General features: G+C 61.6%; 20 protein-coding genes. 8 read left to right on the top strand and 12 right to left on the bottom strand.

Annotation, left to right across the window (positions count from 1 at the left end; all coding sequences use genetic code 11):
• Positions 1-752: 752 nt before the first annotated feature.
• From ACP154_RS11120 to crcB, 5 genes are all read right to left on the bottom strand, one after another.
• Positions 753-2,285, bottom strand: a complete 1,533-nt coding sequence (locus ACP154_RS11120) for an acyl-CoA carboxylase subunit beta (protein WP_199235529.1) — start codon at positions 2,283-2,285, stop codon at positions 753-755.
• Between the two features lie 197 nt (positions 2,286-2,482).
• Entirely contained in the window at positions 2,483-3,223 is a 741-nt protein-coding gene (locus ACP154_RS11115; protein WP_421859204.1) for an ATP12 family chaperone protein, read from the bottom strand.
• Positions 3,220-3,909, bottom strand: coding sequence for an HAD-IA family hydrolase (locus ACP154_RS11110; RefSeq protein WP_107713027.1), 690 nt, complete (start codon positions 3,907-3,909; stop codon positions 3,220-3,222). Before ACP154_RS11110 ends, ACP154_RS11115 begins: the two co-directional genes overlap by 4 nt.
• On the bottom strand, positions 3,906-4,883 hold the full coding sequence (locus ACP154_RS11105; protein WP_421859206.1) for an RluA family pseudouridine synthase: 978 nt from the start codon (positions 4,881-4,883) through the stop codon (positions 3,906-3,908). The genes ACP154_RS11110 and ACP154_RS11105 overlap by 4 nt, the downstream gene beginning before the upstream one ends.
• On the bottom strand, positions 4,880-5,266 hold the full coding sequence (gene crcB, locus ACP154_RS11100) for a fluoride efflux transporter CrcB (RefSeq protein WP_421859208.1): 387 nt from the start codon (positions 5,264-5,266) through the stop codon (positions 4,880-4,882). Before crcB ends, ACP154_RS11105 begins: the two co-directional genes overlap by 4 nt.
• A 112-nt stretch (positions 5,267-5,378) precedes the next feature.
• On the opposite strand from crcB, the gene ACP154_RS11095 reads away from it, so the two are divergent.
• On the top strand, positions 5,379-6,476 hold the full coding sequence (locus tag ACP154_RS11095; protein ID WP_421859210.1) for a DUF6624 domain-containing protein: 1,098 nt from the start codon (positions 5,379-5,381) through the stop codon (positions 6,474-6,476).
• Here ACP154_RS11095 and ACP154_RS11090 read toward each other — a convergent pair.
• From ACP154_RS11090 to ACP154_RS11080, 3 genes are all read right to left on the bottom strand, one after another.
• The gene (locus ACP154_RS11090; RefSeq protein WP_421859212.1) at positions 6,473-7,261 is read right to left on the bottom strand and encodes a DUF3307 domain-containing protein; all 789 of its coding nucleotides are present in this window, start codon (positions 7,259-7,261) and stop codon (positions 6,473-6,475) included. The genes ACP154_RS11095 and ACP154_RS11090 overlap by 4 nt on opposite strands.
• A gap of 309 nt (positions 7,262-7,570) precedes the next feature.
• Complete coding sequence (locus ACP154_RS11085) at positions 7,571-8,212, bottom strand: hypothetical protein (protein WP_421859214.1); 642 nt, start codon at positions 8,210-8,212, stop codon at positions 7,571-7,573.
• A 63-nt stretch (positions 8,213-8,275) separates the two neighbouring features.
• Complete coding sequence (locus ACP154_RS11080; RefSeq protein WP_421859216.1) at positions 8,276-9,592, bottom strand: replication-associated recombination protein A; 1,317 nt, start codon at positions 9,590-9,592, stop codon at positions 8,276-8,278.
• Between the two features lie 63 nt (positions 9,593-9,655).
• Between ACP154_RS11080 and ACP154_RS11075 the strand changes: the two genes are divergently transcribed.
• Positions 9,656-10,081 (top strand): VOC family protein, encoded by a 426-nt coding sequence (locus ACP154_RS11075; RefSeq protein ID WP_107713699.1) that lies wholly within the window; start codon positions 9,656-9,658, stop codon positions 10,079-10,081.
• Here the strand turns inward: ACP154_RS11075 and ACP154_RS11070 are convergent.
• On the bottom strand, positions 10,078-10,281 hold the full coding sequence (locus tag ACP154_RS11070; RefSeq protein WP_421859218.1) for a hypothetical protein: 204 nt from the start codon (positions 10,279-10,281) through the stop codon (positions 10,078-10,080). The two genes, ACP154_RS11075 and ACP154_RS11070, sit on opposite strands and share 4 nt — an antisense overlap.
• A gap of 106 nt (positions 10,282-10,387) precedes the next feature.
• Here ACP154_RS11070 and ACP154_RS11065 point away from each other — a divergent pair, with 106 nt between their 5' ends.
• A complete protein-coding gene (locus tag ACP154_RS11065; protein ID WP_421859220.1) occupies positions 10,388-10,762 on the top strand; it encodes a 6-pyruvoyl trahydropterin synthase family protein in 375 nt (124 codons plus the stop codon).
• 246 nt (positions 10,763-11,008) lie between these two features.
• On the opposite strand, the gene ACP154_RS11060 is transcribed toward ACP154_RS11065, so the two are convergent.
• On the bottom strand, positions 11,009-11,776 hold the full coding sequence (locus ACP154_RS11060; protein WP_107713017.1) for an SDR family oxidoreductase: 768 nt from the start codon (positions 11,774-11,776) through the stop codon (positions 11,009-11,011).
• A gap of 15 nt (positions 11,777-11,791) precedes the next feature.
• The gene (locus ACP154_RS11055) at positions 11,792-12,541 is read right to left on the bottom strand and encodes a hypothetical protein (RefSeq protein WP_421859223.1); all 750 of its coding nucleotides are present in this window, start codon (positions 12,539-12,541) and stop codon (positions 11,792-11,794) included.
• An 85-nt stretch (positions 12,542-12,626) separates the two neighbouring features.
• On the opposite strand from ACP154_RS11055, the gene ACP154_RS11050 reads away from it, so the two are divergent.
• The 4 genes from ACP154_RS11050 (at position 12,627) to ACP154_RS11035 (ending at position 16,954) form a co-directional block, all read left to right on the top strand.
• On the top strand, positions 12,627-12,971 hold the full coding sequence (locus tag ACP154_RS11050) for a dihydroneopterin aldolase (protein ID WP_158267898.1): 345 nt from the start codon (positions 12,627-12,629) through the stop codon (positions 12,969-12,971).
• 38 nt (positions 12,972-13,009) lie between these two features.
• Positions 13,010-14,920 (top strand): excinuclease ABC subunit UvrC, encoded by a 1,911-nt coding sequence (gene uvrC / locus ACP154_RS11045; RefSeq protein WP_421859226.1) that lies wholly within the window; start codon positions 13,010-13,012, stop codon positions 14,918-14,920.
• Positions 14,913-15,494 carry a CDP-diacylglycerol--glycerol-3-phosphate 3-phosphatidyltransferase gene (gene pgsA / locus ACP154_RS11040; protein ID WP_421859228.1) on the top strand — a complete coding sequence of 194 codons (582 nt, stop codon included), beginning with the start codon at positions 14,913-14,915 and terminating at the stop codon, positions 15,492-15,494. The genes uvrC and pgsA overlap by 8 nt, the downstream gene beginning before the upstream one ends.
• A 101-nt stretch (positions 15,495-15,595) precedes the next feature.
• Positions 15,596-16,954 carry a protoglobin domain-containing protein gene (locus tag ACP154_RS11035; RefSeq protein ID WP_421859230.1) on the top strand — a complete coding sequence of 453 codons (1,359 nt, stop codon included), beginning with the start codon at positions 15,596-15,598 and terminating at the stop codon, positions 16,952-16,954.
• On the opposite strand, the gene xseA is transcribed toward ACP154_RS11035, so the two are convergent.
• The gene (gene xseA, locus ACP154_RS11030) at positions 16,951-18,408 is read right to left on the bottom strand and encodes an exodeoxyribonuclease VII large subunit (RefSeq protein ID WP_421859233.1); all 1,458 of its coding nucleotides are present in this window, start codon (positions 18,406-18,408) and stop codon (positions 16,951-16,953) included. The genes ACP154_RS11035 and xseA overlap by 4 nt on opposite strands.
• A gap of 135 nt (positions 18,409-18,543) precedes the next feature.
• Here xseA and purD point away from each other — a divergent pair, with 135 nt between their 5' ends.
• Complete coding sequence (purD, locus tag ACP154_RS11025; RefSeq protein ID WP_421859235.1) at positions 18,544-19,836, top strand: phosphoribosylamine--glycine ligase; 1,293 nt, start codon at positions 18,544-18,546, stop codon at positions 19,834-19,836.
• The last annotated feature ends 1 nt before the right edge of the window (position 19,837 follow it).

The following is a 19,837-nucleotide window of genomic DNA, read 5'->3' as shown; positions in this document are numbered from 1 at the left end:
CTGTGTCTGTTGCATTCAAACTCTCTCAGACTGTCATCGGACGGCTTGTCCGGCCGACCCATGCCGGTTGTTTTAATAACAGGTCACGGCATGGATCCCCCGCATAAAGCGAGGGATGACAGTTCTTGTAGTGTTACACCCCAATCGTCATCCCGGACCTGATCCGGGATCTGGTGACAGCGTCTTTGTGATCAGAACAGAGCGATTCCGGCAGATCCCGGCTCGCTTCGCGTCCGGGATGACATTGCGCAAACGCAAAGCCCCTCTCCCCTCAAAGATGGGAGAGGGACGCGCACCCGCGTATGCGCCATACATCTGAAGTCACGGCATTCAGACACCCCAAAACGCCTCACGCCCGAAGAGCTGAGGGGCGAACGCGGGACAACCGGTCCAGCAGGGTCTGAAATGAAGTCTGGGTCGAGCGCCGAACCGGCTGTCCCTCAATCTGGCGAAACCCTGTCACACCCAAGGCGTCACCAACGGCTTGCGCCGCTTCTCCCCGTCCAACACCAGCGGTCGCGATCCGCCCTCTTCCACCGGGGAGAGCTGAAGGATAGCCGCGATTTGGGAAGGGGAGGATAAGTCTCTCAATTCCTCTTTCCCGGCGAAGGCCGGGATCCAGAGATCATCTGACGCCATGAATCCGGCGCTGGGTCCCCGCCTACGCGGGGAAAGAGGGTATGGGTGTCACAGAACCGCACAAAAAACCCCGGCCAAAAGACCGGGGCTTTCAACACTCAGGGTGACACGCCCTAAAGCGGAATATTGTCGTGCTTCTTCCAAGGATTGGTGAGTTCCTTGTTGCGCAGGGTGCGCAGGGCCTTGATCAGGCGGTGGCGGGTGCCATGCGGCTGAATCACATCATCGAGGAACCCGCGTGAGGCGGCGACGAAGGGGTTCGCGAACCGGTCTTCGTATTCCTTGACGTGCTCGGCCATCTTGTCGGCGTCTCCGAGATCCTTGCGGTGGATAATCTCGGCGGCGCCCTTGGCGCCCATCACCGCGATCTCCGCTGTCGGCCAGGCATAGTTGATATCGCCGCGCAAATGCTTGGACGCCATCACGTCATAGGCGCCGCCATAGGCCTTGCGGGTGATGACGGTCAGTTTCGGCACAGTGGCTTCGGCGTAGGCGAACAACAGCTTCGCGCCATGCTTGATCAGCCCGCCATATTCCTGCTTCGTCCCCGGCAGGAAGCCCGGCACGTCCACAAAGGTGATCAGCGGAATCTCGAACGCATCACAGAACCTCACAAAGCGCGCGGCTTTCTTGGACGCATCAATGTCCAGAACGCCCGCAAGGCTCAGCGGCTGGTTCGCCACAAAGCCCACGGTCTGGCCTTCCAGACGACCAAAGCCCACCACGATATTGGTGGCGTAATCGGGCGCGATCTCGAAGAAATCGCCCTCATCGGCGACCTTCTGGATCAATTCCTTGATGTCATAGGGCTTGTTGGGGTTCGGCGGCACCAAAGTATCAAGGCTCGGCTCGACGCGGTCGGGCGCGTCAAACACCTCACGCACCGGCGGCTCTTCCCGGTTGGACGCCGGCAGGAAGTCGATCAGGCGGCGGACCTGAACCAGCGCTTCGATGTCATTTTCGAACGCGCCCTCGGCGACGCCGGATTTCTTGGCGTGAACGGACGCGCCGCCCAGCTCTTCATGGGTGACGATCTCGTTGGTGACGGTTTTCACCACGTCCGGCCCCGTCACATACATGTAGGAGGTGTCCTTCACCATGAAGATGAAGTCGGTGATGGCGGGCGAATACACATCGCCGCCCGCACACGGCCCCATGATGACGGAGATTTGCGGGATCACGCCGGACGCCAGCGTATTGCGTTGGAAAATCTCGGCATAGCCGCCCAGCGCGTCCACGCCTTCCTGGATGCGGGCGCCGCCGGCGTCAAACAGGCCAATGATCGGCGCGCCGTTCTTCAGCGCCGCATCCTGAACCTTACAGATCTTGCGCGCATGAGCGGCGGACAGTGAGCCGCCAAACACGGTGAAATCCTTGGCGAAGACATAGACCAGGCGGCCATTGATCGTGCCGGACCCCGTCACCACGCCATCGCCGGGGATTTTCTTGTCGGCCATGCCGAACTCGGTGCAGTCATGTTCGACGAACATGTCGAACTCTTCAAAACTGCCTTCATCCAGCAGCACATCCAGGCGCTCGCGTGCGCTCAGCTTGCCCTTTTCATGCTGGGCCTTGATGCGGGCTTCGCCCCCGCCCATGCGGGCTGCTTCACGTTTCGCGTCGAGCTGTTCCAGGACGGCTTTCATCAGCCTTCACTCCCAAAGTTTTTTGTTCGTTATGAGCTAGCTAGCACCGGTCTGGTGATGGGCGCAAATTATGGGTGATCCTCAGCTGAATTCCCGGGCGAGCGCAGCGAGACCCGGGACCTCTCTCCGCGAATAGCGCTTCATCCTGAGCGAGGCCCCGGCTCTCGCTGCGCTTGGCCGGGGTTTCAGTGTTGATTTCAGAGTCCCGCCTCGTCCAACGCCCGCATCACGGTCTCGCACGCAATGAGATCGCGCTTACGATTGGCGGCGGCGAGCGCGGCTTCAGAATCCTCGCCCCAGCGTTCTGTCTGATAATCGTCGTCCACACGCGCCGCTTGCCAGACGGCGTCGGCGTCCGCCTCACCTTCCAGAAGCGCAAAAGCGAGGATCGCCGAGCCGAGAATGGGCGTCACGCTGACCAGTGCGGTCAGACGCAGATCATCCTGGGCCAGAGCGCGCGCCTTGAGCGCTTCGATCGAGCTATCGGGCTGCTCCAGCGCCAGCACCGTCGCGGCCGCATTCAGCGGCGCATCCAGCGCGGTTTTCGCCCACTCAAGATACGGATCCCACAGTTCGGCCTGACGCGCCGCGAGTCCCGCGTCATCGGCACGATGGCTCAGAAGATCCGTGCGACCGAAATTCGCGACTTCCTCGGCTGCGCCTTCGCGCACCTCCGCGATCCGGTCGAGCGCCACATGCAGAATGCGCGTGATCGGCATGGTGAAGGGGTCAATCACCGTCTCCTGCGCCGCCCATTCCGCCGCCAACGCCTGCGCCAGCGTCTCGGACGGCACTTTCAGGGCGCGCTTGGCGGGGGTTTTCACCGGGCGTCCGTCCAGCAGCACGGACCAGCCGCCTTCATCGGGCCGGGCGCTCACCTCTTTGTAGAAGCGTTTGGGCAGTTCGCGGTTTTCCGCCTTGGCTTTCGACATGCTCATGCCGCGCTGTCTCCATGCTCTGCAAAGGCGTCAAGCGCCGCATTGAGATGGTCAAATTCATCATGGATGGAATGAGCACCGCCCTCGGCGATCTCGTCGGTCGTGTGAAAGCCCCACGAGACGCCCAGCGCATGGGTATTCGCCGCGCGCGCCATCAGCATGTCCCAGCTGGTGTCGCCGATCATCACAGTGCGCGACGCGTCGACGCCGGTTTCCCTCATCGCATCCAGCACCATGCGCGGATCGGGCTTGCCCGCCCCGCCATCCACGGTCTGAAGCGTCTGAAAATGCTTGTGAAGGCCGTGATGCTCAAACACGATATCAAGCCCGCGCCGCGCCTTGCCCGTGGCGACGCCCAGCAGCCAGCCTTCATCCGCCAGGCGCTCCACGGTTTCGCGGGCGCCGTCATAGAGCGGCTCTGAAAAGCCGTCCTGGGCGCGCATCTCCACAAATGCCTGCTTGTAAAAATTGGCCAGTTCAGGAATGCGCTCGGCGGGATAGTCCGCGGGCGCCAGACGCAGCACCGCTTCGGTCAGCTCGAGGCCCACGATCATGCGCACCTTGTCATAGGAAATTTCGCCCAGCCCGGCGCGATCAAAGGCGCGGGTCATGGCGCGGTGGATCACCTCTCGACTGTCCACCAGCGTGCCGTCCACATCAAAGACGGCGAGCTTGAGCTCGCTCATGTGAGCGCCTCCTCGACCAGCATCAGATTGTCGTCGGGGTTAAAGCCCAGCGCGTCAAAACTGTCGGCCATATGGCGCGGCAGATCCGCTTCCAGCACCAAAGGCGGCTGGCCATCGCGGGGGATCTCGATCTTGCGCGCATGCAGGTGCAGCTTGCGCGACAGGCCTTCAGGGTCTGGATAATCGCACGGGTATTTGCCATCGCCATAGATGGAATGCCCCAGGGCCTGCATGTGAACACGCAGCTGGTGAGTGCGTCCCGTCTCGGGCCGCAGCACGACCCAGCTGACGCGCTGGCCGGCATTATCGGCCACGGCATAGCGGGTCAGCGCGTGCTGGGCGCCCTCCTCGCCATGGTGGGCGCCGACCATCAGCTCGCGATCGCCTTCGGTGGACTTCTTCATGAAGCCCTTGATCTCACCCGCACGCGGGTTCGGCACGCCCAGGCAAACCGCCCAATAGGTCTTTTTCACATCGCGGGTCTGAAACAGGCGCGACAGCGATTTGGCGCTCTGGGCGGTCTTGGCGACCACCATGACGCCGGAGGTGTCCTTATCCAGCCGATGGACCAGGCGCGGCTTCTGATCGCCCTTGCCGAACGCCTGCAGCAAATGATCAAGATGCATCTTGATCTTGGAGCCGCCCTGCGCCGCCAGACCCGGCGGTTTATTGAGCGCAATCAGATGCTTGTCCTGATAAATCACCAGGGACCGGGCATAGGCGGCGTCATCGCGATTGATCGCGGGCGCCTCGCTCTGCTCGCCCGGTTCGGGCATGGGCGGAATGCGCACGGACTGCCCCGCGCTCAAACGCTGATTGCCCTTGGCCCGGCCGCCCTCGACGCGGATCTGGCCCTTGCGCAGCAATTTCTCGATCATGCCATGACTGATATGGGGGAAATGCTTCTTGAACCAGCGATCGACGCGCATCTCGTCTTCGTCGGCGGTCACGTCTTTGGTCTGAACTCCGCTCATGCGGCAAATACCTTTCGCGCCAGGATGAGCCCGGCGACCACAGCGACCATCGAGGCCAACAGCGTCCCGCCCGCATACATCGCGGCCATACCATAAGTCTTGCGCTCCACCATCACCACGACGTCGAGGGAAAAGGCGCTCATCGTCGTGAACGCGCCCAGAAACCCCACGCCCAGCGCATAGCGCAGCTCGGTGGCGTCCGGCCGCCCGGCCAGCGCCAGCCAACCCACCAGTCCGCCCAACAGGAAACAGCCCAGCACATTCACCGCGAAGGTGCCGTACGGCCATTCCGGCCCGATCAGCCGCAATCCCGCCTGATTGACGAAGTGCCGCGACACCGCGCCCAGCGCGCCGCCCAGCGCTATGAGAAGCACATGTTGCATCGCCGAGAGGGTTAGGCGCGCAAGCGCGAAGGCGCAAGGGGATCAGGCGGTGGGGATGGCTTGCGAGGCTGAGAAAAGCGCGCGAGACTTCGCGCTGAGGGAGAAAGCCATCATGAAATTCGCGGTTTGCCTGTCTGCGTTAATCTGTGTCACCGTTCCTGCGATTATCGTCCCGGCTCAGGCCGCCGAGTTCCAACTGCCCGTCAGTACAGCCCCGACCGCCGACAGCCTGTCAGCGATCTATGAGCACTGGACGCCGCTCGCAGAAGCCCTGGGGCAAGCGCGGGCCGAGCGCACTTTCATTCGCGCACTTCGGCTGGAACTTGATCCTGACCACGAAGATGACGCCCTCGAACAGGAAATCCGCCGCTTGTCGGCCGTGCGCGCTGAACAGCTCCGCGTTATGTTTGCCAGCTATGATCCGCGCGCACTGATGGAGCTGGCGCCCCAGAGCGCAAACTTCCTGTCCGATGTGGTTCGCATTAATCCTGATCCTGACATCAGCCAGGATTTGCTGGAGGCTTTCGCTCCACTGGCTGACACTTCAATGCTTGATGCTCGCGTTTATCAAAGCCTGCTCGCCATTGATCTGGACGCCTCCCCTTCCCCGATCTTGTCATCCGACCTGACCTCACCCGCCCTCACGCAGTTTGAGACCCGCTATGCTCAAACTATTGACACAGTCCACGCTCTTGGCCGACTGCGCGGCCGTGATCAGTTTGTCCGTGGCCTCTTCGTGCCGCTACTCGGTCATCTCCCGCCGGAAGACGCGCAAACCCTGATCGCAGACTTCGGCCCCCGTATCGGCGAAGAAGACCGACAGATCACCCAAGCCGCCCTTGCGCTTCTTGAGGAGAATCTCTTTGCAGAGCTGCACGCGCGTGCGCCTGTGGCTACAGGTCTGATTGCTGACCTTGTCCACCATGGCGGAACGGATGAGGAAAAACGACACCTGCTAGCGCTGATCGAGCCGCTGGCGCTGGCAGGTCGATTTGATCAACAGCGCTACGCCCTGATGTATGACCGGCAGGCCGAGATCGAAGGCCGACCCCAGCGCTACGGCTCGCAGGACGCCTGTGTAGATGGCATGCGCACGCTCTACACCATCGAAGACGAAGAGCATGTGGACGAGCGCCGCGCCGAAATGGGCATGGAGCCGCTGGCGGACTACCGGAACCGCCTGATCGAGATGTATGGCGAACACTGCTAGGCGCTGAGAAGCCCCAGCGCCCAGACCGTCAGCCCGCCCATCGCCGCCGCCCAGCCAAAACTCGTCAGCGTCCCGATGATGACGTATTCGCTCTGGCTGCGTTTGTTGGCGTACTGAAAGCGCAAAACCGATTTCGCGGCGAGCAGGAAGCCGATGGCGGCGAACTGGCCCATCAGGATGAGCACGAAGATCACCGCCCGCTCCAGAAGCCCGATCCACGCGCCGCCGTCCGTCAGGCCGGCATCAGGGGCGTCGGCGCCTGGCGCGATGGTCCTTATTTCCAGCTCGGGCAGGGAAAACCGGTTCAGGAACTTCTCGATGGCGAACTGCCCCATCCGGGTCGCGGCGATCAGGCCGGCGAAACCAGCATAGACGCTGATAAGTCCATGAGCCTGCTCGCCCAGCCGCCAGCTCCATTCGCCTTGCACAAACGCTTGAGGGAATATCACCGCCACCAGTACGATGACGCCCAGATGCGCCAGCTGATCAAGACTGAACACGGTGAAATCAAGCCGCGAATGTTTCGCCAGAACCTCATCTGTGAAACCAAGCGTCTTGATCGCGTCTATGACCGCATGACTGACCGTCACAACAGCAATCGCCCACAGGGCGTCTGACGCGTTGAGGCTGAAGGCGCCCAGCGCCAGCACGCTCGTCAGCAGCACGATACCTGTATGAAGGGCGAACGCTGCAGGCTTGCGCTTGTTGGTGATGATCCAGTTGAACTGGAGCACGAAATCTGCCGACATATGGGCGGCCAGAAGCGCGATCGCGGTTTCAAGCACTCTGACCGCTCCACAGGTTCAAAACCCTGTTTTCGTCCTTTACAGGCTCTGGGACCCGTCCGGAAACGCTTGCCAACCGGCGCATGCCCGGCAACAGCCCCAAGAGCCTGTAAAGCCCGATTACAGCGTCCAGAGCCTGTCGCTTGAACCACAGGGACGGAATGCGATTCCGCATGAAATACACAGCCCCTTTTGGCTGTTTTTCAGAATAACAGCCCTTTTCGGCTGTTTTCAGGGTTGGGAGACACACCCACAGCCGGTCTGGGCTGTAATGCCGACTTACAGCGGAAACCGGCTGTGCATTCACGATCAATCCCATCCTTCAACCTGCTCGATTGCAGAAAGCAAGACGGCCCCCTGAGCGCTGTCGAAATGCTTCTGAACGGTTTGCTGGGACACCCCAAGACGATCCGCCAGTTCAGACTGCGAGGGAGGGTCCCTGACTAACAGGCGCCGCATGACTTCGGCCTGTTTGGCGGTCCAGGTCTCACAAACCGCACCCGCAAGGCGCAAGGCCGCGATGGCCCAGCCGGTCAGTCCACCGGCATTGTCCGGGTCAACACCGGCTGTAATGCGCAGAGATTTGGGCATCTCATCCAAGAGCCGACCGGACAAACGAAACGCCAAACCATCAGAGGCGCCCAGACCGCTTGGGTGAAGAGGGCCGACAGGGCCAAACCCCACAGCGATACGCGTAGCAATGGACCGGTCCACAGACGCCACAGCGGCCGAAAACAGCAGCGCCGCGCGCAAGGCGTGACGCGGATCGCGCACCAGCGCCTGCCAGCCATCGCCGCGATAGCGCTCCACAGCCGCGCCGCCCTCAGGGTCAAACACGCGCACGTCTTCGCCTGCCTTGAACAGAGCCTCAAAGGCCCGCTCGACAACATCAGGGTCGGTTTTGGTGGAGTTGATAAGATCGCCCGTCAGGACGGCGCAGAACTGGGACACACTTCGCCTCAAGCCAGAATGATGGAGGAAGACTAGAGAGGTTCGCTCAACCGACCAACACCCTTAATCCCCGCGCTTCGCCCGCTCCGCCCTCACCGCGCGGAAGCGTTCGAGGCGTTCCAGCAGCGCCGCTTCGCGGCCCTGGGGTTTGGGTTCGTAGAAGGTGGGCGGCTTGCCCATCTCGGTGGGGAAATAGTTCTGGCCCGAAACGCCGCCTTCCACGTCATGGTCGTACTCATAGCCCTTGCCATAGCCCACCTCTTTCATGAGCTTGGTGGGGGCGTTGAGGATATGGGCGGGCGGCATCAGAGAGCCCGTGCCCTTGGCGGTCCGCAAGGCGGCTTTCCAGGCGGTGTAAACGGCGTTGGATTTGGGCGCGCAGGCGATGTGGATGACGGCCTGGGCCAGCGCCAGATCGCCTTCGGGACTGCCGAGGAATTCATAGACATCCCTGGCGGCCAGCGCCGCATGCACAGCGCCGGGATCGGCCAAGCCGATCTCCTCATTCGCCATGCGTACGATGCGGCGGGCGAGATAAAGCGGGTCTTCGCCCGCGCTCAGCATGCGCGCCAGCCAGTAGAGCGCCGCATCCGGGTCAGACCCCCGCACGGATTTATGCAAAGCCGAGATGAGGTTGTAATGCTCCTCGCGATCCTTGTCATAGACCGGGGCGCGCTTTTGCAGCACCAAGGACAGATCCTTGAGATCAAGCGGCGCGTCGGGTTTCAGCGCAATCAGCTCTTCAGCGAGGTTCAGCATATAGCGGCCATCGCCATCGGCCATGGCGATCAGGCCTTCGCGGGCATCTTCGGTGAGGGGCAGCGTGCTCCCCTCCTCCGCCTCGGCGCGCTTGAGCAGTTTTTCCAGCGCGTCGGCGTCGAGGCGTTTGAGCACCATCACCTGACAGCGTGACAGCAAAGCGGCGTTCAGTTCGAAACTGGGGTTTTCCGTGGTGGCGCCCACCAGGGTGATGATCCCTTCCTCGGCGACCGGCAAAAAACCGTCCTGCTGGGCGCGATTGAAGCGGTGGATCTCGTCCACGAACAGCAGAGTGCCCCGCCCCGCCTGACGCCGGGCCCGCGCCCGCTCAAACGCTTTCTTGAGATCCGCGACGCCAGAGAAGACCGCCGAGATGGCGTCAAACTCCAGCCCCGCCCGCTCGGCCAGCAGCCGCGCGATGGTGGTTTTGCCCACGCCGGGCGGTCCCCACAGGATCAGGGATGACAAACGCCCCTGCGCCAGCATGCGCCCCAAAGGCCCCTCAGGGCCCAGCACATGATCCTGGCCCACCACGTCTTCGAGCGTTTGCGGGCGCAATCGGTCGGCCAGCGGCCGCGGCGCTTCGGTTTCAAGACCGGCGGAAGAAAACAGATCACTCATGGGGCGGACTATGGGCTAAGCTGGCGATTGTTCGCAAATGTTCACACCAGTGGAGCACGCGCCATGCCCCAAGCGCCCGCCCGCCCCTCAGTCGCGCCGTATCTGTCCGTCCGCAACGGTCTGGAGGCGATCCGCTTTTACGAGGCAGCCTTCGGCGCGGAAGAAGCCGAACGCTATGAGTTCGAGGGCAAGCTCGGCCATGCCGCCCTGCGCATCAATGGCGGAGTGATCTTCATGGCGGACGAATTCCCTGAGCATGAGAGCATGACCGGCAATGTTGCGCCGCCGACTTTGGGCGACCGCACCACATTCACCATCAGCCTGCAGGTGGACGACGCCGACGCCTGGCATGCGCGAGCAGTCAATTCGGGCTGCACGTCTATCCGCGACGTCACCGATGAGTTCTTTGGCCGTCACGGTAAAGTGCGCGACCCGTACGGTCATGTCTGGTCGCTGGTGACGCTCAAGCCGTCAGAGACGGCGCCTTAAGCGTTCGGCCCGACATTGAAATGATTGCCCACCAGCATGACGGTCAGCAGGCCACCGGCGATGATGCTGGCGAAGCCGAACCAGGGCTCCCAGTTCAGAGCGTAGGCCAGAGCCAGAACCACCAGGCCCGCCAGAACCGGCAAGGCCCACAGCACGAGGCTCAGCTTGGAGATGGGACGGGGCGTCGGGGCGTCAGGCATGGGGCGGTCTTTCCATCTGGACTGCGTCAAACCGCAGTCAAAGGTTCTCTTTTCGGCGTTAGGGCTGTATATGGCCCGGCTTGCTTGAACAAGAAACCCTGATCCCATGGCTGATCTACATCTGGAAATCTCGAAGGACTTCACCTTCGACGCTGCGCACCATTTCGAGCATAAAGACGCCAGCCATCCGTTTTCACGGATGCATGGCCATTCTTTCGCCGGAACCGTGACGCTGACCGGCCCTCGTGCGGCTGAAAGCGGCATGGTGCGCGATTTCTGGGAAATTGACGCCGAGATCAACAAGATCCGCGATCAACTTGACCACCGCCTGCTCAACGATGTGGAAGGCCTCGAACACCCTTCGCTCGAAGCTATCGCGTTCTGGGTGTTTGAACGGCTCGAGAAGACTCTGCCGGGCCTCATCGCCGTCGAGATCCGCCGCCCGAGCTGTGGCGAAAAGGCTGTGGTGCGTCGGGGCTAAGGGCTCTCGAAAGCACATCGAGAACACGTCATCGGACGATCTTTCGACCGTCTCATATGTACCCCATATTCTAAATCTGCCTCTTCCCCTGCAAAGGCAGGGGCCCAGTGCCGCGTGCTCAGCTGCCGCGTGCTCAACGCTTCATGATCTCTGGAGGCCGGCCTCCGCCGGGAAAGAGGGTTCGCTAGCGCGACTGCGCGCCTGCAGCGTCGCGAGGATCGTCACGCCCTTCAGGCGGGATCAGATTTAAAGCGCCTCAAACACATCCCGGCTGAGCCTAGGATCAAAATGCTGGCCGCCATCCACGCACAGCGTCTGCCCTGAGACAGACGGCGTATTCACAAAAAAGCGCAGGGCGGCGACCAGATCGTCCGGCGTCGAGCCTGCCTTGAGCGGATTGTCGTCATGCACTCGCTCGAACTCGGCTTCGGTATGATGGGCGCTCGGCAGAGTCAGGCCCGGTGCGATGGCGTTGACGCGCACCTTCGGGGCCAGCGATTTCGCCAGCATCTCCGTCATGGTCTTCAGAGCGGCTTTCGACAGCGTGTAAGAGAAATAATCCGCGTTGAGATTGAAGAGCTTGTAATCGAGCACATTGATCACGCATGCCCGCTCCAGCCCCTGCCCGGCGAGCGCCTTGGTCAACAGCGCCGGCGCCAGCGTGTTTGCGCGCATATGAAGATCAAAACTGTCGGCGCCCACAGTCTCAAGCTGGTCCTGTTCAAACACAGAAGCGGAATTGACCAGCACGCCCACAGCCCCAAGCGCCTGATTGGCGCGGGCGATCAGACCCGCCGCCTCTTCAGCCTGGCTCAGGTCTGCGCCCAGCGCGATGGCGCGCACACCGCTCTGTGACAGCTCGGCGGCCAGCGCCTCGGCCTCCCCTGACGAGCTGTTGTAATGGACGATTACATCACGCCCGTCGGCCGCGAGCGCCTCAATGAAGGCGCGGCCCAAGCGCTTGGCGCCGCCTGTAACCAGCGCTGCGCCCTCGGGGGAAGTGTGATCATTCATGTTGGGGTCCTGAACTTAAAGCGGGCGCGGATCGAACGGCAGCGACACATCGATGACGTCGGACCGGCGCAAGGCCGTTCGCAAGAAGGATTGCGTCATCATGGCGACATCCTGCGCCCAGAAGAGTTTGCGTTTTGGGTCCACAATCATGTCGTCATCGGCGCTGACCGTTGTCCAGATAGAGACAAAGCGCTCACCCTCAACCTCGCTCTGTTCATAATAAATGTCATAGCCCAAGGATTCCGCCCCCCCGAAGGTGAAGCGGAAGACGTCCTTGATCGCCTCGATATCGGCCGGATCCTCGCCACGCGACTTCACGAAGTAGATGGCGAAAATACGACTGACATTCAGCCCGACCCAGATTTTCAGGCTGACATTGTCCTTGAACTCCAGCGTCACCACGCGTCCGAACAGATCGCGGTCAGCCGCCTTGTCGCGGACCACACATTTGGCTTTCTCGCCGCTCTCCAGCGAGATCCGCTCCAGAAATCGCGGCACGTATTCGCGCACGAACTGATCCGCTTTCTTGTCGAGCGTATCGAGCGAGGCGTCTTTCTCCGAAAAGAGCACGACGAACAGAACGACGAGGGCGGTCAGGGACACTTGCGACACGGACATGGCCATCAGGATCCAGTCCGCCCGATCGGGCTCGCCGACAAACCTCATGGCGACGAAAAGCGAAACCGCCAGGCCGGCCAGCAATGTGCCCAGCGCCAGAAATCTGGCCCAAGGCGGCAAATAGACCAATCGCTCTGAATCGATCATTTGACAGACTCACCTTTCTGCTTGGAAGCCTGAAAGGCCTCCTGTAAGCGATGTAGATTATTGATGAACTTGGATGGGGCGCAGAGTGCCTAAAATAGAGATTGAGCTTGCCGGTGTCCATCAGATGGTCTCACTGGGGGTCTATGACGAGGAACGTGCGCGCAAGCAACAGGTGCGTATGGATATCACCATAGTCCTGCGCGAATTGCCCCGTGAAGACGATATCAGCGCCACAGCCAATTACGACGATGTCGCTGCGGCGGCCCGCGAAGTGGCCACCAGCAAGCATTTCGATCTGATTGAGCGCATGGCGATTGAAGTGGCTGAACGCCTCAAAACCCTCAAGCACGTCGACAGCGTCAGGGTACGCATCCGCAAGATTCCGTCCGTGCTCGAATGTGATGAGCTGTATGCATCTGTTGAGATGTAGCGGCTGACGACTCAGCGCTTCAGACCTATCTTAGGTCCATGGTCAAAGCCAATCGCCCCGACGCTCCGCCGCTAGACAAGTCTTCTGACGTTGGTCCCAAGCCCGCGCCGAAAGAGTATCGCACCGGCCCGGAGATCATCGCCGACTACGTGAAAACCCTGTCCCAGGGGCCAGGCGTCTACCGCATGTATGGCGCGGACGGTGAAGTCCTGTATGTGGGCAAAGCGAAAAAGCTCAAAAACCGGGTGTCCAACTACGCCAAGACAGGCGGGCACACCAATCGCATCGCCCTGATGATCTCGCTGACGCGATCCATGGAGTTCGTGCTCACGCGCACCGAGACTGAAGCGCTGCTGCTCGAAGCCAATTTGATCAAGCGCCTGAAACCGCGCTTCAACATCCTGCTGCGCGATGACAAGAGCTTTCCCTACATCCTGATCCGGCGCGAACATGAGAGCCCGCAGCTGGTCAAGCATCGCGGCGCGCGCAAGGCCAAGGGCGATTATTACGGCCCGTTCGCCAGCCCCAGCGCGGTCAACAACACGCTGAACACGCTGCAGAAGGCTTTTGGCATCCGCACCTGCACCGACAGCACGTATGAGTCCCGCACGCGCCCTTGCATGCTCTATCAGATCAAGCGGTGCGCCGGCCCCTGCGTCGATCTGGTCAGCCCGGCTGACTATGACGAGCTGGTTCGCGAGGCGAAGGACTTCCTTTCGGGGCGTTCGAACGCCTTGCGTCAACGGCTACAGGACGAAATGACCGAGGCGTCAGAGGCGCTCGATTTTGAGACCGCCGCCAAGCTGCGCGACCGTATCCGCGCCATCGCCGCCGTGACCAGCCAGCAAGACGTCAATCCCGATGGCGTTGAAGAGGCGGACGTGATCGCCCTGCACCAGGAGGGCGGCAAGACCTGCGTTCAGATCTTTTTCTTCCGCGCCGGTCAGAACTGGGGCAACCGCTCCCTGTATCCAAAGCATGAAGCCGATGCGTCCACCGATGAAATCCTGGCCGCCTTTATCGCCCAGTTCTATGACGACAAACCTGCGCCGCGCCTGATCCTGACCGGTGAGGCCCCGCAGCAAGCTGACCTTCTGGCTGAAGCGCTAAGCTTGCGCGCCGGGCATTCCGTAGAGATCAAAACCCCGCTCCGCGGCGCCAAAAAAGCGCTGGTGGAAGCCGCGGAACGAAACGCCAAAGAGGCGTTGGGGCGGACACTGGCGGAGAGCCAGTCCCAGGCCAAATTGCTGGACGGGGTGGCGAAGGCGTTTGAGCTCGATGAGCGCCCGGATCGCATTGAGGTCTATGACAACTCCCACATCCAGGGCACGAACGCGCTCGGCGCCATGATCGTGGCGGGACCGGAAGGCTTTGATAAACAGAGCTATCGCCGATTCAACATGAAGGGCGACGACGCGGCCACCAATGATGACTTCGCCATGATGAAAGCGATGATCCGGCGGCGTTTCACAAGGCTGCAAAAAGACCGCGAGGACGGCGCCCCGGTTCCTGACCTGATCCTGATCGATGGCGGCAAGGGTCAACTCTCCTCGGTCATGGAGGTGATGGAAGAGCTGGGCGTGGATGATGTGGCTGTGGCTGCGGTCGCCAAAGGGCCAGACCGGGATGCGGGACGTGAAGTCTTCTACATGCCTGGCAAGCCCCCAATTCGCATGGCGATGAATGATCCGGTGCTCTATTACCTTCAGCGCATTCGCGACGAGGCGCACCGGTTTGCGATTACCGGTCACCGCGCCAAGCGCGCCAAGCGCATGCGCGAGAATCCGCTGGACGACATCGCCGGCGTCGGCGCCAATCGCAAAAGCGCTCTGTTGAAGCATTTCGGCTCGGCGAAAGCGGTTTCACGCGCCAATCTGGCGGATCTTGAAGCGGTGGAGGGCGTCTCCAAAGCATTGGCCCGCAAGATTTACGAGCATTTCCATGAATAGCGCCCTCCGCCAGCTGCCGAACGCCCTCACCCTCGCTCGCGCGCTCGCCGGACCGCTGGGCGCGGTCTTGCTGGTGCAAAGCTCCCAAGCGGTCGTGGAGAGCGATGCGGTGCGGCTAGGCCTTCTCGCCGTTCTGGTGTTCATCATCGCTGCGCTGACCGACTGGCTCGATGGCTGGCTGGCGCGCCGTCTGAACGCGGAAAGCGCCCTGGGCGCCTTGCTTGACCCCATCGCGGACAAATGTCTGGTGGGCGGGTATCTGATCGCCTATTGCGCGATTAGTGGATTTGACGCCTATCTGGTCCTGCCGGTTCTTGTGATCGTGGGTCGTGATATCGCCATTACCGTTTTACGCCTCGTGCGTCCCTCGCCGGGAACGCTTCACGTCACCTTGACAGCGAAGACCAAGACCGCGCTGCAAATGGTTATAACTGCAGTACCTTTTGCTCTCATCCTTGTCGGCTTCAGAGATATTGCGCTCTGGTATCATTACTGGATCGGCGCGGTCTGGTTTCTGGCTCTGCTCACAGCCTGGTCCGCTTGGCCCTATGTGCAGGCTGCGCTCAAACGTTGAGCAGCGATCACCGCAGCGGTGAAGCAGACTGTTAACCACCCCCATTAGAGTGTTTCGCTGCGCGGATTGAGCGTGATTCATAGCCAGTTTAGCAGAGCCCCATGTCCTATTCGATTGATTTTAAAACCCGTATCGCCTTCATGAAAATCGAGCAGGAGGAACGGGAGCTGTTGCGGCAGCTGAAGCCGGTCATAGAACGAGAGTTTCCCTCCATCCTGGATGCGTTTTACGAGCATCTAAAAGGCTGGCCGGAGATTTATGGCATGTTCGGCGGCGAAGCTGGCGTCAAGCATGCGCGATCCAAACAGCTCGATCACTGGCTCCGGATCGCTGACGCCAAGTTTGATGATGAATACGGCCAGTCCGTCACCGCAATCGGCAATGCACACGCCCGATTGAAACTTCAGCCGCAATGGTATTTCGGCGCGTATAACTTCCTCATGATGGACCTGATCCGAGCCGTGCTCGATGAGCGCCGCAAACAAGGCGGCATCAATGGCTGGCGCGGTCATGCGGAAGCGGCCCGCAAACGGGTCTCGGTTCTGGTCAAGGCGGTCATGCTTGATATGGAGCTGGTGCTGAGCGTCATTTATGAGCGTCAGAATCAAGAACGGCTAGAGATGTTTGATACGCTCGCCGATGAGATGGAAGCCCAGATCGGCGTCATTTCCGACACTCTGGCGAAAACCTCCACACATCTGGCCGACAGCGCGCGGACCATGGCGAAAGACGCCGAGACGTCATCTCAACAAGCCTCGACCGTCGCCGCCGCCGCCGAAGAAGCCACAGCGACCGCTCAAAGCGTCGCCGGCGCCTCGTCAGAGCTGACCAAAGCCATCCAGGAAATTTCGTCCAGCGCCGGGGAAGCCGCAGACGGCTCCTCGAAAGCCGCTGAACAGGCTGAACGCACACGCGTCACCATGAACACGCTCGATGAGGCCGCTCAGAAAATCGGTGAGATCATCACCCTGATTGAAGGCGTGGCCGAGCAGACCAACCTTCTGGCGCTGAACGCCACCATCGAAGCCGCCCGCGCCGGAGACGCCGGCAAGGGCTTTGCGGTCGTGGCCAGCGAAGTGAAGTCCCTGGCGGGCCAGACCGCCAAGGCGACCGATGAAATTTCACAACAGATCAATAACATACAGACTGTTGTGAAGAGTGCAGTGGAAGCCATCGAGGATGTCGCGCGCTCGGTCGATCGGGTGAATGGCGTGTCCACCTCGATCTCGGCCGCGGTCGAAGAACAGAACGCAGCGACCGCCGAAATCAGCCGCAACACCGAACAGACTGCCCAAAGCGCCGGGTCGGTGTCGCAAACGATTGTGGGCGTGTTGAGCAGCGTGCAGAGCACCGCCAGTTCCGCTCAAGGCCTGGTGGAATCCTCTGATGACCTTGGACGTCAGGCGGACAAGCTGCGCGAAGACGTAGCCCAATTCCTCAAGCGCCTGCGAGCCGCCTAGAACAAGCTGCCCTGATCGGGATTGACGGGGCGTTTTTTCGATTTCGGTGCTGACTTTGGCTTCGGTGACGGGGCCGAAGTCGGCGCCGTCTTGGCAGCAGTGGGCGCACCGTCAATCACAGCCCGGCGCTCAGAATCATCAAAGACCAACGACACCGCTTGTCCCGCCGAAAGCGTTACGCCCTGGCGGACCAGCGCTCCCGACTCGTCCCTGACCAGTGCAAAGCCGCGCTTTAGCACGGATTTATGCGACAGGGATTCAAGCCGCGCGCCCAATCCCGCCAAAGCTCGTTCCTGATCCGAGAGGTCACGCCGGAACGCCTGGTCCAGACGCGCCCCCGCCTGATTGAACCGCTCGCCTTTCAGCGCCAGGTCACGGCGGAGCGCCGCCGGTCGCATCTGTAGCGCGGCCGTTTGCAGACGGTTCTGCTTGCGCTCGAGCCCGGTCTGCGCGGCGCCATTGAGGCGGCTGGCGATGAAGTCGAGCTTTTGCGCGTTCTCGTTGAGCATCGCCTTGGGGCTGGGCAGCCCGCGTGAGGCGGATTTGAGATCGGCGGATTTGCGATCAAGCCCGCGCACCAGGGCGCTCATCAACCGGGCGCTGGTGGTGGAGATCCGCTCCGCCAGCTCACGCCGCACCGGCACTGCGATCTCCGCCGCCCCGGTGGGTGTGGGCGCCCGACGATCCGAGGCATAGTCAATCAAGGTGGTGTCAGTTTCATGCCCCACCGCCGAGATCAACGGGATGCGCGAGGCGGCGGCCGCGCGCACCACGCTTTCCTCGTTAAAGCACCACAAATCCTCAATCGAGCCCCCGCCCCGCGCCACGATCAACACGTCAGGCACAGGCACAGACCCGCCCGGCGTGATGGCGTTAAACCCCTCAATGGCGCGCGAGATCTGCTCGGCCGCCTTGTCGCCCTGCACCAGCACCGGCCAGAGCAGCACATGGGTGGGAAAGCGATCCTCAAGACGGTGCAGGATATCGCGGATCACGGCGCCGGTGGGTGACGTCACCACGCCAATCACACGCGGCAGATAGGGCAAGGCTGTCTTGCGATCGGGCGCAAACAGGCCTTCAGCGGCCAGTGCTTTCTTGCGCGCCTCCAGAAGCGCCATCAAGGCGCCTTCGCCCGCAGGCTCCATGCGCTCGATGATCATCTGGTATTTGGAGCGTCCGGGGAAGGTTGAAAGCCGACCTTCAGCGATCACTTCCAGCCCTTCCTCGGGCCTGAAACTGAGATGAGCCGCGACGCCCTTCCACATCACGCCATCAATGACAGCCTTGTCGTCCTTCATATCGAGATAGACATGGCCGGACTTGGCGATTGTCACACGCCCCAGCTCACCGCGCACCCGCACATGATCATAGGCCTGCTCCACCGTGCGCTTGAGCGCGTTGGAGAGCTCTGAAACGGTAAATTCGGGCGTGTTAGAGGCGCTGGCGTCAGTCATGGGCTCACCCTAGCTGCGGATTCGGACGGCGTGTACCGCTCAGGCGCCGTTGACGTGCGGCCTTCCCAAGGCCATTCAGCTCACAGCAAGGATATCGGGCGCAGCAATCGCGCCTGGAGACGGCAAGGGCGGCACATGAACATTCTCATCATCGGATCGGGCGGTCGTGAGCACGCCCTGGCCTGGAAAATCGCACAAAGCCCGCTGGTGGACACGGTCTGGTCCGCACCTGGCAGCATCGCCCTGGACCAGATCGGTCCGTGCTTTGATGTTCAGCCCGATGATCTTGAGGGTCTGCAGGCGCTCGCGCTCCAGCTGGAGCCGGACCTGATCGTCATCGGTCCTGAAGCGCCCCTGGCGCTCGGCGCGGCGGACATGCTGCGTGCACGCGGATTTGATGTGTTTGGCCCCAACAAGGAACCAGCACAACTGGAAGCGTCAAAAGGCTTTTCCAAGGACCTGATGGCGAAGCTGGGCGTGCCGACCGCCCGCTATGGCCGGTTTACCGACGCTGGCAAGGCGAAGGCGTTTCTCGACACGCTCGACGCGCCCTATGTGCTGAAAGCGGATGGTCTGGCCGCCGGCAAGGGCGTGGTGATCGCGCCCACGCTCGAAGAGGCCAAGGCGGAAGCGGACGAGATGCTGTCAGGCAAATTCGGCGACGCCTCGGCCGAGCTGGTCATCGAAGAGTTCATGCATGGCGAGGAGGCCAGCGTCTTCGTGCTGACCGATGGGGTGAACCGGATCACCCTGCCCGCCTGTCAGGATCACAAGCGCCTGCTGGATCATGACGAAGGCCCCAATACAGGCGGCATGGGCGCCTATTGCCCCGCCCCTGTGATGACGCCCGAATTGTTGGCGCAAGTAGATGAAGAGATCACGGCGCCCATGCTCGAGGGGCTCAACCAGGCCGGACACCCGTATCAGGGCGTGCTGTACATCGGTTTGATGATCACCGTTGAAGGCCCCAAAGTGGTCGAGTTCAATGTGCGCTTCGGCGATCCGGAGTGCCAGGTTCTGATGGCGTCGCTCCTGGATGACATCGTTCCCGTCCTGCTGGCCTGCGCCACAGGCGGCATGCCTGAAAAGGACTTCAAATCCCTTCTGCCCGTGGTGGATCAGGCGCGCCCGTCCGCTACCGTAGTGCTGGCGACCCGCGGCTATCCTGGCGCCTACGCCAAAGGCTCGGTGATCCAGAACGTCAAAGCCGCGGGCGAGATTGACGGCGTCACCGTGTTTCATGCCGGAACCGCCACCAATGATACAGGCGAGCTGATCGCCACTGGCGGCCGGGTGCTCAATGTGACCGCCGTTGGCGATGACCTGAAACAGGCCGTAGAGCGGTGCTACAAGGCTGTGGACATGATTGACTGGCCCGAAGGCGTTTGCCGCCGCGACATCGCCTGGCGGGCTCTCAGCCGCGAGTAAG

Source organism: Oceanicaulis sp., assembly GCF_965249665.1.
In the GTDB taxonomy this organism is placed as follows: domain Bacteria; phylum Pseudomonadota; class Alphaproteobacteria; order Caulobacterales; family Maricaulaceae; genus Oceanicaulis.
The sequence above is the reverse complement of the archived record's forward strand: the minus strand, read 5'-3'. Positions and strand labels throughout refer to the sequence as shown.

Bases quoted from the DNA above. Each gene is read 5' to 3' on its own strand.
- ACP154_RS11070 (WP_421859218.1), bottom strand. From the start codon at position 10,281: ATGCCTGACGCCCCGACGCCCCGTCCCATCTCCAAGCTGAGCCTCGTG.
- xseA (WP_421859233.1), bottom strand. From the start codon at position 18,408: ATGACTGACGCCAGCGCCTCTAACACGCCCGAATTTACCGTTTCAGAG.
- ACP154_RS11115 (WP_421859204.1), bottom strand. From the start codon at position 3,223: ATGAGCATGTCGAAAGCCAAGGCGGAAAACCGCGAACTGCCCAAACGC.
- pgsA (WP_421859228.1), top strand. From the start codon at position 14,913: ATGAATAGCGCCCTCCGCCAGCTGCCGAACGCCCTCACCCTCGCTCGC.
- purD (WP_421859235.1), top strand. From the start codon at position 18,544: ATGAACATTCTCATCATCGGATCGGGCGGTCGTGAGCACGCCCTGGCC.
- ACP154_RS11060 (WP_107713017.1), bottom strand. From the start codon at position 11,776: ATGAATGATCACACTTCCCCCGAGGGCGCAGCGCTGGTTACAGGCGGC.
- crcB (WP_421859208.1), bottom strand. From the start codon at position 5,266: ATGCAACATGTGCTTCTCATAGCGCTGGGCGGCGCGCTGGGCGCGGTG.
- ACP154_RS11065 (WP_421859220.1), top strand. From the start codon at position 10,388: ATGGCTGATCTACATCTGGAAATCTCGAAGGACTTCACCTTCGACGCT.
- uvrC (WP_421859226.1), top strand. From the start codon at position 13,010: ATGGTCAAAGCCAATCGCCCCGACGCTCCGCCGCTAGACAAGTCTTCT.
- ACP154_RS11080 (WP_421859216.1), bottom strand. From the start codon at position 9,592: ATGAGTGATCTGTTTTCTTCCGCCGGTCTTGAAACCGAAGCGCCGCGG.
- ACP154_RS11095 (WP_421859210.1), top strand. From the start codon at position 5,379: ATGAAATTCGCGGTTTGCCTGTCTGCGTTAATCTGTGTCACCGTTCCT.
- ACP154_RS11105 (WP_421859206.1), bottom strand. From the start codon at position 4,883: ATGAGCGGAGTTCAGACCAAAGACGTGACCGCCGACGAAGACGAGATG.
- ACP154_RS11120 (WP_199235529.1), bottom strand. From the start codon at position 2,285: ATGAAAGCCGTCCTGGAACAGCTCGACGCGAAACGTGAAGCAGCCCGC.
- ACP154_RS11075 (WP_107713699.1), top strand. From the start codon at position 9,656: ATGCCCCAAGCGCCCGCCCGCCCCTCAGTCGCGCCGTATCTGTCCGTC.
- ACP154_RS11110 (WP_107713027.1), bottom strand. From the start codon at position 3,909: ATGAGCGAGCTCAAGCTCGCCGTCTTTGATGTGGACGGCACGCTGGTG.
- ACP154_RS11055 (WP_421859223.1), bottom strand. From the start codon at position 12,541: ATGATCGATTCAGAGCGATTGGTCTATTTGCCGCCTTGGGCCAGATTT.
- ACP154_RS11035 (WP_421859230.1), top strand. From the start codon at position 15,596: ATGTCCTATTCGATTGATTTTAAAACCCGTATCGCCTTCATGAAAATC.